This window comes from Pseudomonas sp. H1_D04, assembly GCF_054683855.1.
This window is the reverse complement of the sequence record NZ_CP162826.1, coordinates 3,013,065-3,026,803: the sequence shown is the minus strand read 5'-3', so window position 1 is coordinate 3,026,803 and position 13,739 is coordinate 3,013,065. Positions and strand designations below refer to the sequence as shown.

13 protein-coding genes are annotated in these 13,739 nt (G+C 58.8%); 4 read left to right on the top strand and 9 right to left on the bottom strand.

The genetic code is table 11. From position 1 onward, the window contains the following. Positions 1-11: 11 nt before the first annotated feature. Positions 12-2,078: a carbon starvation CstA family protein gene (locus AB4N82_RS14020; RefSeq protein ID WP_032884672.1), complete on the bottom strand. Its 2,067-nt coding sequence runs from the start codon at positions 2,076-2,078 to the stop codon at positions 12-14. A gap of 174 nt (positions 2,079-2,252) precedes the next feature. Here AB4N82_RS14020 and AB4N82_RS14015 point away from each other — a divergent pair, with 174 nt between their 5' ends. Beyond that, positions 2,253-2,621 (top strand): PilZ domain-containing protein, encoded by a 369-nt coding sequence (locus AB4N82_RS14015; protein WP_032884671.1) that lies wholly within the window; start codon positions 2,253-2,255, stop codon positions 2,619-2,621. A gap of 4 nt (positions 2,622-2,625) precedes the next feature. Here the strand turns inward: AB4N82_RS14015 and AB4N82_RS14010 are convergent, their stop codons facing one another. From AB4N82_RS14010 to katB, 4 genes are read right to left on the bottom strand one after another with little or no spacing between them, the layout of a single operon-like run. Continuing rightward, the gene (locus AB4N82_RS14010; RefSeq protein ID WP_122765324.1) at positions 2,626-3,351 is read right to left on the bottom strand and encodes a hypothetical protein; all 726 of its coding nucleotides are present in this window, start codon (positions 3,349-3,351) and stop codon (positions 2,626-2,628) included. Between the two features lie 16 nt (positions 3,352-3,367). Further along, a complete protein-coding gene (gene radA / locus AB4N82_RS14005) occupies positions 3,368-4,735 on the bottom strand; it encodes a DNA repair protein RadA (RefSeq protein ID WP_032884669.1) in 1,368 nt (455 codons plus the stop codon). A 35-nt stretch (positions 4,736-4,770) separates the two neighbouring features. Continuing rightward, entirely contained in the window at positions 4,771-5,310 is a 540-nt protein-coding gene (locus AB4N82_RS14000; RefSeq protein WP_032884667.1) for an ankyrin repeat domain-containing protein, read from the bottom strand. Between the two features lie 55 nt (positions 5,311-5,365). Continuing rightward, on the bottom strand, positions 5,366-6,907 hold the full coding sequence (gene katB / locus AB4N82_RS13995; protein WP_032884665.1) for a catalase KatB: 1,542 nt from the start codon (positions 6,905-6,907) through the stop codon (positions 5,366-5,368). A gap of 287 nt (positions 6,908-7,194) precedes the next feature. Here katB and mscL point away from each other — a divergent pair, with 287 nt between their 5' ends. After that, complete coding sequence (gene mscL / locus AB4N82_RS13990; RefSeq protein ID WP_032884664.1) at positions 7,195-7,611, top strand: large-conductance mechanosensitive channel protein MscL; 417 nt, start codon at positions 7,195-7,197, stop codon at positions 7,609-7,611. Positions 7,612-7,657: 46 nt separating this feature from the next. Here the strand turns inward: mscL and AB4N82_RS13985 are convergent, their stop codons facing one another. Continuing rightward, positions 7,658-8,434, bottom strand: coding sequence for a ferredoxin--NADP reductase (locus tag AB4N82_RS13985; protein WP_095186240.1), 777 nt, complete (start codon positions 8,432-8,434; stop codon positions 7,658-7,660). Positions 8,435-8,805: 371 nt separating this feature from the next. Between AB4N82_RS13985 and AB4N82_RS13980 the strand changes: the two genes are divergently transcribed. Beyond that, the gene (locus AB4N82_RS13980) at positions 8,806-9,516 is read left to right on the top strand and encodes a helix-turn-helix transcriptional regulator (protein WP_122765301.1); all 711 of its coding nucleotides are present in this window, start codon (positions 8,806-8,808) and stop codon (positions 9,514-9,516) included. 156 nt (positions 9,517-9,672) lie between these two features. After that, positions 9,673-10,797: a methyltransferase gene (locus tag AB4N82_RS13975; RefSeq protein ID WP_122765300.1), complete on the top strand. Its 1,125-nt coding sequence runs from the start codon at positions 9,673-9,675 to the stop codon at positions 10,795-10,797. 69 nt (positions 10,798-10,866) lie between these two features. Here the strand turns inward: AB4N82_RS13975 and AB4N82_RS13970 are convergent, their stop codons facing one another. The 3 genes from AB4N82_RS13970 to AB4N82_RS13960 are packed head-to-tail and all read right to left on the bottom strand — an operon-like array spanning position 10,867 to position 13,495. Continuing rightward, positions 10,867-11,034, bottom strand: a complete 168-nt coding sequence (locus AB4N82_RS13970; protein WP_081797589.1) for a DUF2474 domain-containing protein — start codon at positions 11,032-11,034, stop codon at positions 10,867-10,869. A gap of 12 nt (positions 11,035-11,046) precedes the next feature. Next, positions 11,047-12,054 carry a cytochrome d ubiquinol oxidase subunit II gene (gene cydB / locus AB4N82_RS13965; RefSeq protein ID WP_032884660.1) on the bottom strand — a complete coding sequence of 336 codons (1,008 nt, stop codon included), beginning with the start codon at positions 12,052-12,054 and terminating at the stop codon, positions 11,047-11,049. Between the two features lies 1 nt (position 12,055). Continuing rightward, complete coding sequence (locus AB4N82_RS13960) at positions 12,056-13,495, bottom strand: cytochrome ubiquinol oxidase subunit I (protein ID WP_032884659.1); 1,440 nt, start codon at positions 13,493-13,495, stop codon at positions 12,056-12,058. Positions 13,496-13,739 lie beyond the last annotated feature (244 nt).

Sequence of the window (13,739 nt, the reverse complement as noted above, 5' to 3'; positions counted from 1 at the left end):
GCAATCCTCGGTTATGCGTCGGGTACTGCCTGGAACGGGGCTTCTTTATCCGTACGCTCTTTGTTGCCCCAGGCGGCGACGCCAACCTTGAGCGCATAGAACAGGATGCTGAACACCACGAACAGGAACAGCGCCGTCAGCGTTGCGTTGGTGTAGGCGTTCCAGATCACGTGCTGCATCTGGTCGATGCTCTTGGCCGGGGCCAGGATCTGACCGTTAGCCAGCGCGTCACTGTACTTCTTGGCCAGCGACAGGAAGCCAATCGCCGGGTTGGCGTCGAACAGCTTGATGAAGCCTGCGGTGGTGGTGCAGATCAGCAGCCATACCGCCGGCAGCATGGTCACCCAGATGTAGCGTTGGCGTTTCATTTTGATCAGCACAACCGTCGCCAGCATCAGCGCGATACCGGCCAGCATCTGGTTGGAGATACCGAACAGCGGCCACAGGGTGTTGATACCGCCCAGTGGGTCGATCACGCCTTGGTACAGCAGATAACCCCACATCGCCACGCAACCGGCGGTCGCGATCAGGTTGGCGGTCCAGGATTCGGTGCGTTTGAGCGCCGGCACGAAGGAGCCAAGCAAGTCTTGCAGCATGAAGCGACCAGCTCGGGTACCTGCGTCAACAGCCGTCAGGATGAACAGCGCTTCGAACAGGATCGCAAAGTGGTACCAGAACGCCATGGTGTTTTCACCCGGCAGTACGCTGTGCAGGATCTGCGCGATACCCACCGCCAACGTCGGTGCACCGCCGGCACGGGCCAGGATGGTGGTTTCACCGATGTCATGGGCCACGGCCGACAGTGCCTCAGGGGTAATTGCAAAACCCCAGCTGCTGACGGTTTGTGCCACGGTAACCACATCGCTGCCGACTACGGCGGCTGGGCTGTTCATAGCGAAGTAGACGCCAGGCTCGATCACCGAAGCGGCAACCATGGCCATGATGGCAACGAACGACTCCATCAACATGCCGCCGTAACCGATGTAGCGGGCGTGGCTTTCATTGGCCAGCAACTTGGGCGTGGTGCCCGAGGAGATCAGCGCATGGAAACCCGAGACCGCGCCACAGGCGATGGTGATGAACAGGAACGGGAACAGGCCGCCTTTCCACACTGGGCCGGTGCCGTCGATGAACTGGGTCAGGGCCGGCATTTTCAGGTCTGGCATGGTGACCAGGATGCCAATTGCCAAGGCGATGATGGTGCCGATTTTCAGGAAGGTTGAGAGGTAGTCACGCGGCGCCAGGATCAGCCACACCGGCAGTACCGCCGCGACAAAACCATAACCGATCAGCATCCAGGTGATCTGGATCCCAGTGAACGTGAAAGCCTTGGCCCAGACCGGATCAGCGGCAATTTGCCCGCCCAGCCAGATCGAGCCGAGCAGCAACAACACGCCGATGATCGAAATTTCACCAATGCGGCCCGGGCGGATGTAGCGCATGTAGATGCCCATGAACATCGCGATCGGGATGGTCGCCATCACCGTGAAGATGCCCCATGGGCTCTCGGCCAGGGCCTTGACCACGATCAGCGCCAGCACCGCGAGGATGATGATCATGATCAGGAAGCAGCCGAACAGCGCGATGGTCCCCGGAATACGGCCCATCTCTTCACGAACCATGTCCCCCAGGGAACGGCCGTTGCGACGGGTCGACAGGAACAGAACCATGAAGTCCTGGACCGCGCCGGCCAGCACCACGCCGGCAATCAGCCAGAGCGTGCCGGGCAAGTAGCCCATTTGCGCCGCCAGTACCGGACCGACCAGCGGGCCCGCACCGGCAATGGCCGCAAAGTGGTGACCGAAAAGGATGTGTTTGTTGGTCGGCACATAGTCCAGACCGTCGTTGTTGATCACTGCGGGGGTAGCCCGCCGTGGATCGAGTTGCATCACGTTGTTAGCGATGAACAGGCTGTAGTAGCGATAAGCAACCAGGTAGATGGCCACAGCAGCGACCACAATCCACAAGGCGTTGATCGCCTCGCCTCGGCGCAAGGCCACTACGCCCAGGGCGCACGCTCCTACGATTGCCAGCACCAGCCAGGGTAGATGGCGTAGCAGGCTATTATTATTTTTCATTTTTATATTCCAGCCAGGGTGGACAGAAAGGACAGCCGTTCGGAGTTTAGCGCTGTTGGCCTTAAAGGCCACCCCCCTACGTTGGTCTAGAGCCTTGCAACGAAGAAAAAACCAGAAAAAACAGCTCAATGATGGCGCAGGGCTACAATCCTTTTATCCACAGAGGGTTTCACCATGACCGAGCAAGCGTCTGATCGTCGCCGTTTTCGCCGGATTGCCTTTGATGCCAAGACCGAACTTCGGCAAAACGGCAACGAATGGCCAGTGCAATTGGTGGATTTATCGCTTAAGGGCCTGTTGGTGCAACGGCCTGAAGAGTGGAAGGGAAATAAGGCGCTGCCGTTCGCGGTCGACATACGCCTGGATCCCAAGGCGCATATAAAGATGCAAGTACGGCTAACCCACGAAGCAGTGGGTCAACTGGGATTTGTGTGCACAGACATCGACCTGGACTCGATCAGCCACTTGCGGCGGCTGATCGAGTTGAACCTAGGCGATCAGGAGGAACTGGAGCGAGAGCTGGGCGCGCTGCTGGAAGTGTGATGGCTCAGGGGAACGCACTACGTGCGGGAAAATCACTTTCCATGTCCCAGTAACCCTTCTTCTGACTTGAGGCGCCGTGCCACTGCCCGTCGACAAACCGATAGGTCTGATAACGGGTGGCAAAGTCATCCTCACCGTCGCCGTCCATAAATGATGACACCTGCAGCAGTTCATCCGCGCCGCCGTTGGCTGGCGTTGCGATCATCCACGCTGCCTTGCCGGTATGAGCCAGGGTCAGCGCCTGGACTTTGCCGTCGGCGCCCTGGTAACTCAACGGCTTGAGTTGCTGCTTGCCGGGCAGCAGTAACTGCGTGGCAGGTCCGCTGTAGCTGCCCATGGGGGCGGTCTGATCGATGGTCAAAAAATACACAGGCTCGGGCAGCCCTTTGAGCGGGGCTTTCTTGACCTCGGCCAAGGGGTAGCCGAGGTCTTCGTTAGCTATCACCTCGCCAGAGGCCGATACCCACCGCACCTGGGCTTCGAGTAGCGGGTTTTCGACCAAATCGCCGGGCTCGTCGAACGAGTCTTCATCCAGCCCACTGCCCCAACTGTCCTTGTGCAGTTGGGGGCTGATGCGCTGGTCTTCGAGCACCTGCAGCACACTGCCCTCTGGCGTCACCAGCGTTTGCGCCAGGCGATAGCCCGTTGGCAGCTCCGCCCAGGCCATGGCGGGCAAGCTGGCCAAGGCGATAAACAGGGCGACTACACCCCAGTGATTCGATCGTTGCATCGCGTCCATCCCTGAATTATTCGAAAAGTGCATCCAATGCCTGTTCCAGGCGCGTGACCCCAATCACCTGCAATCCTGGCGGCATTTCCTTCGGCGCGTTGCCCTTGGGCACAATCGCGCGTTTGAAGCCGTGCTTGGCCGCTTCCTTCAAGCGCTCCTGACCGCTCGGCACCGGACGCACTTCGCCGGACAGGCCGACCTCCCCAAATACCAAGAGGTCGTGCGGCAGAGGCCGGTTACGCAAGCTGGACATCACCGCCGCCATCAAGGCCAGGTCGGATGCGGTCTCCAGCACCTTGACCCCACCCACCACGTTGAGGAACACATCCTGATCGTGGGTCGGAATGCCGCCATGACGGTGTAACACCGCCAGCAACATCGCCAGGCGGTTCTGATCCAGCCCCAGCGTGACCCGGCGCGGGTTGGCCAAATGGCTGTCATCCACCAATGCCTGGACTTCCACCAACATCGGTCGGGTACCTTCCCACGTAGCCATCACCACACTGCCTGGGACTTCTTCCTGGGCACGGGTTAGAAAAATCGCCGAAGGGTTGGAGACCTCTTTCAGTCCCCGGTCAGTCATGGCGAATACACCCAGTTCGTTCACTGCGCCGAAACGGTTTTTCACCGCCCGCAGCAAGCGCAGTCGACCATCGGACTCGCCTTCGAAATACAGCACGGTGTCGACCATATGCTCCAACACTCGCGGCCCGGCCAGCGCGCCTTCTTTGGTCACGTGGCCGACCAGGAAGATCGCCGTGCCGCTCTGCTTGGCATACCGCACCAGTAGCGCTGCACTTTCGCGCACCTGGGACACACCACCCGGCGCCGATTGCAACTGCTCGGTGAAAATCGTCTGAATCGAGTCGATCACCATCACCTTTGGCTTTTCGATACGAGCCGTGGCGATGATGCTTTCGATGCAAGTCTCGGTCATGACCCGCAACTGATCCTGAGGCAAGCCAAGACGGCGTGCGCGCATGGCCACTTGTTGCTGGGATTCTTCACCGGTCACATATAACGCCGGCATGCGGCTGGCGATGCTGCACAGAGTTTGCAGGAGGATGGTCGATTTACCGATGCCAGGGTCGCCGCCGATCAGCACCACCGAGCCGTCCACCAGGCCGCCGCCCAGCACACGGTCCAGTTCACCTGAGGCGGTGGAGAAACGCGGGATTTCTTCGACGCTGACTTCGGCCAGGGTCTTGATCTGCGCCTGCTGCCCGGTCCAGCCGGCACGGCCCGTGGGCGCCGCAGCGCCGCCGCTTTCGATCATGGTTTCGGTCAGGGTGTTCCACGCACCGCATTCGCCGCACTGGCCGGCCCACTTGGGAAAGGTCGCGCCGCACTCCGTGCAGCCGTACATGCGCTTGGCCTTTGCCATTTGAGAACCTCCAACCGAAAAACCGCGATGATAGCTCAGCGCGGCGCCGGGGTCCGGATTTCACCGCTGGCCAATCGCGAAGCACTGTTGCCGATCGGGTCTTCGGCATTGAGGTCAGCGCCTTTGGCTTTCAATTCATCAAGCAATTCGACGCGCTTGAACAGGCCTGCATACATCGCGGCCGTCTGCCCGGCGCCGTTGCGTTGGTCGGGGTTGCAATCGGTGGCCAGCAGGCGCTGGGCAATGTTCAGCTCGCCTTTGAAGATCGCGCCCATCAGCGCGGTGTTGCCGCGCTTGTCCTGTACACAGGCGTCGGCACCGGCACTGAGCAAACGCTCCACAAACCGGCCCTGGCCGTGATAGGCGGCGAGGATCAACGCGGTGTAGCCCTTTTCGTCCTGGGTGTTGAGGCTGTAGCCAGACTCAATAAAGGTGTTGAGCATATCGAGGTCGCCACGGCGGGCGGCGTCGAAGTAATAATCCTGCAACTGTGCCTTGAGTGCTGCCGGTTCGGGGGATTCGGCATGGGCGACAAAGGCCAGCATGGCCATCAGCAAACCGATAGAAATACGCATGGGTTTCTCCTGCCATGGGTCGACGCCCCAACCGGCGCGTCGACCGTCACCAATGTCAGTCAGTCAATTTTTCAGCCAGCGCCTTGACGCGGGCCAGGTCACCCTTCGCGACCTTGGCCACGCCGGTGCCGTATGCCGGGTCCGCTTTGTAGAGGAACGAGAGGATGATGTGCTTGCTCTCGTCATCCGTGGTGGCCAGTGAGCCGCCGAAGTTGTCGATCAAGTCCTGCTGCTCTTTTTTGGTGTATGAGCGATACAGATCACCGGCCTGCTTGAAGTTCTGCTCGCGCTGAATCTTCGCCTGCTGGGTGCTACCAGACAGTGCCGTCTGGCTGTAGCGCGCGGTTTGCGGCTCTTCGCGGTTTTCCAGGCGGCTTGGCTGGTAGTTCACGCCGCTGGTGGTCTTGCCGAAGTTCATCGCGCCGTCCTGGTTACCGTTGTTGACGGTGACCCGTGGGGCATTGATCGGCAGTTGCAGTGCATTGGCACCCAGGCGGTACATTTGGGTGTCGGCGTAGGAAAACACCCGGCCTTGCAGCAGGCGGTCTTCCGACGGTTCGATGCCGGGCACAAGGTTGGCCGGGGCCATGGCGACTTGCTCGGTTTCCTGGAACACGTTCGCCGGATTGCGGTTCAGCACCATCTGCCCAACTTTGCGCTCAGGCACGTTCGGCCAGATCTTGGTGGCGTCCAACGGATCGAACTCAAACTTGGCCAAGTCTTCGGGCTTGAGCACTTGCACATACAAGTCCCACTTGGGGAAGTCGCCTTTGTTGATATGGGTGACCAAGTCGTTAGTCATATGGCTGTAATCACGACCTTGCACTTCGGTGACTTGCTTTGGATCAAGGTTCTTAATGCCTTGCAGGCTCTTCCAGTGGAACTTGACGTAATGGACTTCGCCTTTGGTATTAATCAATTTGTAGGCATGTACGCCATTACCGTCCATTTCCCGATAACTGGCGGGCGTGCCAGAGTCCGAATACAACTCGGTCAGCGTGCGCGTGGCCTCGGGTACATGTGAGAAGAAGTCAAAGCGACGGGAGTCGTCATCCAAGTTCGTGCGCGGATCCGGCTTGAACGCATGCACCATGTCCGGGAACTTGATGGCGTCACGAATAAAGAAAGTTGGGAAGTTATTGCCGACCAAGTCCCAGTTACCGTCAGCGGTGTAGAACTTGGTGGCAAAACCGCGCGGGTCACGCAGGGTTTCCGGGGAGTGGTTGCCGTGAACGACAGCCGAGAATCGCACAAATACCGGGGTGGCTTCGCCAGCGGCGAAAACTTTGGCCTTGGTCAGGTCGCTAAGGTTATCTGTCACCGTAAACGTGCCGTGGGCGCCGGTACCCCGGGCGTGCACCACGCGCTCCGGAATGCGTTCGCGGTCGAAGCGCTGCAACTTCTGAATGAGCTGCACGTCTTGCAGCAGCACCGGGCCATTGGCGCCTGCGGTTTGCGAATTCTGGTTGTCGCCGACGGCCGCGCCGTTATCTCGCGTCAGGTTGGCGGCTTGCACCGAAAGAGAAAGCAGACTGGCAGTCGCCAGCAACAGCGCATGTCGCGCCAGCACTGGACTGCGGCTCATTGGGTTGTTCATCGAGGTTTCCTCTGGTTTTTTTAGTGCACATTCAGTTGTGCTTGCCAGAGGCTAGTGACCTGGGAGTCAGAAGATAAATAGAAAAACCCCACCAGGGCGATTAAGAAATTAATGTGGTAACCCACTGAAACAGCGAGTATTTCGCGCGCGATTGGTGGCACTTTGCAAACTATTTGCGTTTTAATGTGTCGATTAAAATTAACAGTATTAACAGTTGTGTCGCACAAGCCCTATACGACTGACTTACACTGTGCTTCACCCTTCTCATCTGTAACAAGGAATAACCTATGAGCGTGATCAGTGAGTTCAAGGCCTTCGCGGTCAAAGGTAATGTGGTCGACATGGCCGTCGGTATCATCATCGGCGCAGCCTTCGGCAAAATTGTTTCCTCGTTTGTCGGCGACGTGGTGATGCCGCCCATTGGTCTGTTGATCGGTGGTGTGGACTTTGGTGACCTGGCGGTCACCCTCAAGGCGGCCCAAGGCGATGTTCCCGCCGTCGTGCTGGCCTACGGCAAGTTCATCCAGAGCGTGATCGATTTTGTCATCGTCGCCTTTGCGATCTTCATGGGCGTGAAGGCCATCAACCGCCTCAAGCGCGAAGAGGCCGTAGCACCTAGCCTGCCGCCGACGCCGACCAAGGAAGAACTGCTGCTGGGGGAGATCCGCGATCTGCTCAAGGCACAGAACGACAAGCCGCTTTAACCCGGATCGGCTTAAAAAAAGGCGCCTGCTTGAGGCGCCTTTTTTATTACCAGTAGTTTTCCACCGCCACCTGCCCAGGCCTGCGGCTCAGGCTCAGTTGCATGTCACGCTGCTTGAGCAACTGGCGGGTGTCATCAACCATCTGCGGGTTGCCGCAAATCAGCACGCGGGAATGCTCCGGGCTCAGCTCTACGCCCGCTGCGCGCTCCAGCTCACCGTTTTCAATCGAGGTAGTAATGCGCCCGCTCAATGCGCCTGGATGGTGCTCGCGGGTAACGAGTGGGATGTAGGTCAGTTTGTGCGCGTACTCGGCAAGGTACTCACGCTCACCCAGTTCCTTGATCAGCGACTGATAGGCCAGTTCCTTGGCTTCCCGTGCGCTGTACACCAGCACGATCCGCTCGAATTTCTCCCAGACTTCGAAGTCCTGCAGGATCGACAAAAACGGCGCGACTCCGGTCCCTGTCGCCAACATCCACAAGTCACGGCCATCGACGAACCGGTTCAAGGTCAGGAACCCCGTAGCCTGGCGTTCCACCATCAAGGTATCGCCCACGCGCAGGCGGCTCAGCTCGCTGGTGAACTCGCCTCCAGGGACCACAATCGAGAAGAAGTCCAAGTGCTCATCAAACGGCGAGGAAACTATCGAGTAAGCGCGCCACACCGTAGTACCGTCCGCCTTGGTCACGCCCAGACGCACGAACTGACCCGCAGTAAAACGGAACCCAGGGTCGCGAGTGGTTCGCAGCGTAAACAGGCTGGGGGTCAGCGATTGCACATCTAGCAAGGTCTGGCGGGTAAATTTCTCAGCACTGGCCGTCATGGGGGGCTCCGTTCTACAGGTGCCCTAGTGTCCCTCAAAGTCGCGCACGGAAACACCGGTGGTTTGTAGTGGCATCGCGCAGCCCCTAAGTAGTGGCAATTTAATGGCAATCCGACCCATTGGCTATTAGTCCCTCTGCTCTAGCTACAAGCCCACTCTAAGTTGATCATTCAACTCACTAAAAAATCGAAAAAAACCAACTAAGCGCCGTTACACCCCTTTTGCCGTCCTTAAAAAATCTTCTTAAACCCTCTGCGTTCAAGAGCGAAATTTTCCTCTTGCACCGTAAGTAATGTCCTACACTCCTTTCCGTGCATTTGGGAGTTCAGGAGGTATCCCATGTCTTGTAGACCCCACATGGAGAGTTACCAATGGTTAACTGGCGTAATACACGTCTTCCCAAACTGGAAGGCGAAAGCGAGGCCACCACTCTTTTCGAGATAGCCCTCAACCACACCTTCGCACTCGGCTTTGAATACTGTTCCTTTACGATGAGTTCACACCTACCCAACAATCGAACAAAGCCCGTTCGCTTCAATAACTATCCAGATGAGTGGAACAACCTTTACAACCAGGCGCACTTTTTTGACGTTGATCCCGTGGTGAAACATTGCAAAAGCTCTGTGTTACCCATCGTTTGGGAGGAAAAAACCTTTAAAGACTCACCCAACTTGTGGTCTTTGGCTCAGTCGTTTGGTGTGCATCTGGGTTGGACCCAAGCAGTGCATGATTTCCAGGGTGTGTTCAGCATGCTTACCCTGGGTCGCAGTAAAGGTGCCGTGACTCCGGAAGAGCTCTACGAAAAAGCTGGCCAGGTCCTGTGGATTTGCCATGCGATGCATGCGGCCGTGGCGCAGACTTACGCGGCCAGCCCCAGCATCAACCCTGCGAAAAAATTGACCTCGCGCGAGACCGAAATCCTCAAATGGTCAGCCATGGGCAAAACTGCCGCAGACATTGCCACCATCCTGTGCCTTTCCGAACGTACCGTGGGCTTTCACATCTGCAGTTGCTTCAAAAAGCTGGGGGTCAACAACAAGATCGCCGCCGTGCTCTGTGCCTCGAAAGCAGGGCTGTTTTAACCGCCCTTGAAACACCGCATGTAATCCCCGTAGAAAAAAAGTAACATTTACGCCCAATTCTGAGTGCAGGGCCCCTTGGGGGCCCGCCTGTAGTTCACTCAGACGGTTGCGCAGGTCACTGCCGCCGCCCATCGATTACCCAGAGCCTCCCCCGCCATGCCCCTGCTCGACAGCCCCTTCGCCCAGCTCGATCTGATCCGCCAGCCAGAGCAACATAACGATCCGCTGCAAGCCTTCGATGCGGCCGACGAATACCTGCTCAGCCACCTGGCCGGACAACAGCCGAGTGCAGCGACACGCGTGCTGGTACTCAATGATAGTTTCGGTGCCTTGGCGGCCAGTCTTGAAGGCCAGATGCAGGTCACCTCCAGCGGCGACTCGTTTCTCGCCGCCCAGGGCCTGGAGAAAAACCTGGTACGCAATGGCAAGGCGTTTGATGGCGTGACTTTCGTGCCTGCCCACCAAGTGCCGACCGGCCCTTTCGACCGAGTCCTGATCCGCGTACCCAAAACCCTAGCACTGCTGGAAGAACAGCTGATCCGCCTGCAAGGCCAACTGGCACCCGGCGCAGAGGTCATCGCCGGGGCGATGGTCAAGCACCTGCCCCGCGCGGCCGGTGAGTTGCTGGAGCGTTACATCGGGCCGATGCACGCCTCCCTTGCGGTAAAGAAGGCACGGTTGCTGATTGCCACTCTGGAAGATCGCCCCGCGGCAGTCTCGCCCTACCCAACGCGCTATCAGCTTGAAACACCCGCTATCGAACTGCTCAACCACGCCAACGTGTTCTGCCGTGAAGGCCTGGACATCGGCACCCGCGCCTTCCTGCCGCACCTGCCCAAAGGCCTGGGCAGTGCGCGCGTCGCGGACCTGGGCTGCGGCAACGGCGTGCTGGCGATTGCCAGCGCGCTGCAAAACCCGGACGCCCATTACACCTTGCTCGACGAGTCGTACATGGCCGTGCAATCAGCCCTTGAGAACTGGCAAGCCGCCCTCGGCGAACGGGAGGTGATCGTGCGTGCTGCCGATGGCCTGGCCGGCCAGGCCTCGGACTCTCTGGATGTGGTGCTGTGCAACCCACCGTTCCACCAACAACAAGTGGTCGGCGACTTCCTCGCCTGGCGCATGTTCCAGCAAGCGCGGGAAGCGCTGGTGGTGGGCGGCGCGCTTTATATAGTCGGCAACCGCCACCTGGGTTATCACAGCAAATTGGCGCGACTGTTCCGCGGTGTCGAGCAAGTGGCCGCCACGCCGAAATTCGTCATCCTCAAAGCGCGCAAATAAAAAAAGCCCTGCCTTTCCAAAGGAAAAAGCAGGGCTTGAAAACCGGGCCGCAAAGCCCGGATCGGGATGTCAGTGGGTAGTCAGGCCGGCCGCATTCATGAACATGCGCATCAGGCTGGCCACGACGAACAGTGCCAGCACACTGCCGGTCCAGATCATCGCAAGCCACCCCAGACGCCGCCACAACGGCTGTTTCTCGCCCTCTTCAATTTCGTGCAACGTAGGTTTGCCGGACATGCCACAACCCTCCTAGTGATAGCCGTCTTCGTGGGTGACCTTGCCGCGGAACACGTAGTAGCTCCAGAAGGTGTAGCCCAGGATGAACGGGATGATGAACAGCGTACCCACCAGCATGAAACCCTGGCTTTGCGGCGGTGCGGCCGCGTCCCAGATCGATACGGAAGGCGGAATGATGTTCGGCCACAGGCTGATCCCAAGGCCGCTGTAGCCGAGGAAAATCAACACCAGCGTCAACAGGAACGGCGTGTAGTGGGCATTACGCGCCACCGCGCGGATCAACCCGTACATGGTCACCAGCACCAGGATCGGTACCGGCAGGAACCAGAACAGGTTCGGCAGGGTGAACCAGCGCGTCGCGATTTCCGGGTGCGCCAGCGGCGTCCAGATACTGACGATGCCAATTACCGCCAACACAACGAATGCCAAGGGCCGCGCCAGGTTGTGCATCTTCTCCTGCAACGGGCCTTCGGTTTTCATGATCAACCAGGTGCAGCCGAGCAAGGCATAGGCCACGATCAGCGCCACGCCGCAGAACATCGTGAACGGTGTGAGCCAGTCCAGTGAGCCACCGGCAAACTGGCGGTCCACCACCGGAATCCCGTCGATAAACGCCCCCAACGCTACGCCCTGGAAGAACGTGGCCGTCAGCGAACCGCCGATAAACGCCTTGTCCCACAGGTGGCGCTTGTGGTCCTTGGCCTTGAAACGGAACTCGAAGGCCACGCCACGGAAGATCAGCCCGATCAGCATCAGGATCAGCGGCAGGTACAGCGCCGACAACACCACCGAATAGGCTAGCGGGAAGGCGCCAAACAACGCTGCGCCACCGAGTACTAGCCAGGTCTCGTTACCGTCCCAAACCGGGGCGACGGTGTTCATCATCACGTCGCGGTCGACTTTGCCCGGAATAAACGGGAAGAGGATGCCAATGCCGAGGTCGAAGCCGTCCATCACGACGTACATCATGATGCCGAAGATGATGATCACGGCCCAGATCAGCGGAAGATCAATACCCATCTCAATGCCCCTTGTGCTGGATGTCGACGTGGTCGTCATCGTTGCCGTCATCGGCAGCCGACAACGGACGGGCCGGTGTGCGTTTCTGGCCAGGGCCACCGTGGGTCGGTTCAGTACTTTCGTGGGTCACAGGGCCTTTGCGTACCAGGCGCATCATGTAGCCCAAGCCGGCGCCGAACAGCGCGAAGTACACCACCACGAACAACACCAGGGTAATCGTCATCTGCGCCAGGCTATGCCCGGATGAAGCATCCGCCGTGCGCATCAACCCGTAGACCACCCACGGCTGGCGGCCGATTTCGGTGGTGAACCAACCGGCAAGAATCGCGATCAGGCCGGACGGGCCCATCCACAGCGCCAGGTACAGGAACGGCTTGGACGTGTACATCTTGTCGCCGCGACGCAGCCACAGGCTGAACAGACCGGTGAAGATCATCAGGAAACCCAGGCCGACCATGACCCGGAACGACCAGAACACGATGGTCGAATTGGGACGGTCCTCAGGCGGAAACTCCTTGAGCGCTGGCACTTGTTTGTCCAGGGAGTGGGTCAGGATCAGGCTGCCCAGGTAAGGAATTTCCACCGCGTATTTGGTTTTTTCGGCCTTCATGTCGGGCCAGCCAAACAGAATCAGCGGGGTCGGCTCATTGCCTTTGTTTTCCCAGTGGCCCTCAATCGCCGCGATTTTTGCCGGCTGGTGCTTCAGGGTGTTGAGGCCGTGGAAGTCACCGATCACCGCCTGGATAGGCGCCACGATCAGCGCCATCCACATCGCCATCGAGAGCATTGTGCGGATCGCCGGGTTGTCCTTGCCGCGCAGCAAGTGCCACGCCGCCGAGGAACCGACAAAGAAGGCCGTGGCAACAAAGGCGGCTGTGGCCATGTGCGCCAAGCGGTAAGGGAACGATGGGTTGAAGACAACGGCGAACCAGTCGGTTGGAATCACCCGGCCATCGATGATTTCAAAGCCTTGTGGCGTCTGCATCCAGCTGTTGGACGACAGAATCCAGAAGGTCGAGATCAACGTGCCCACGGCCACCATCACGGTGGAGAAGAAGTGCAGCTTGCGCCCGACCTTGTTCCAGCCGAACAGCATCACCCCAAGGAAACCGGCCTCAAGGAAGAAGGCGGTGAGCACTTCGTAGGTAAGAAGCGGCCCGGTGACGGCGCCGGCAAAGTCCGAGAAGCGACTCCAGTTGGTGCCGAACTGATACGCCATGACCAGGCCCGAGACCACGCCCATGCCGAAGTTGACCGCAAAGATCTTCGACCAGAAATGGTAGAGGTCACGGTAGGTGTCGTTGTGGGTCTTGAGCCACAAGCCTTCCAGCACCGCGAGGTAACTGGCCAGGCCGATGGTGATCGCCGGGAACAGGATGTGGAACGAGATGGTGAACGCGAATTGAATTCGGGCGAGATCTAGCGCCTCCAAACCGAACATAAGTCTTCCTCTGTCAGGTAATACCGGCTGCTGGCGGAAGCCTGCACCCACTGCCCCCACGGATATGGAGTGTGGCGAATTTCAATTCGTTTCTTTTTTTACCAGCCACGTAGGGATTCTGGCCTTGCGGCCGCCAGATCAATCCCCACGGAGGTTTTGATCTGGATCAAGCATTACTGAAAGAGTAGTCCCATTTTCTGTGTCCAGTTATGTGGTCTTTTGCCGCGTGACAGACTGCCTCAGC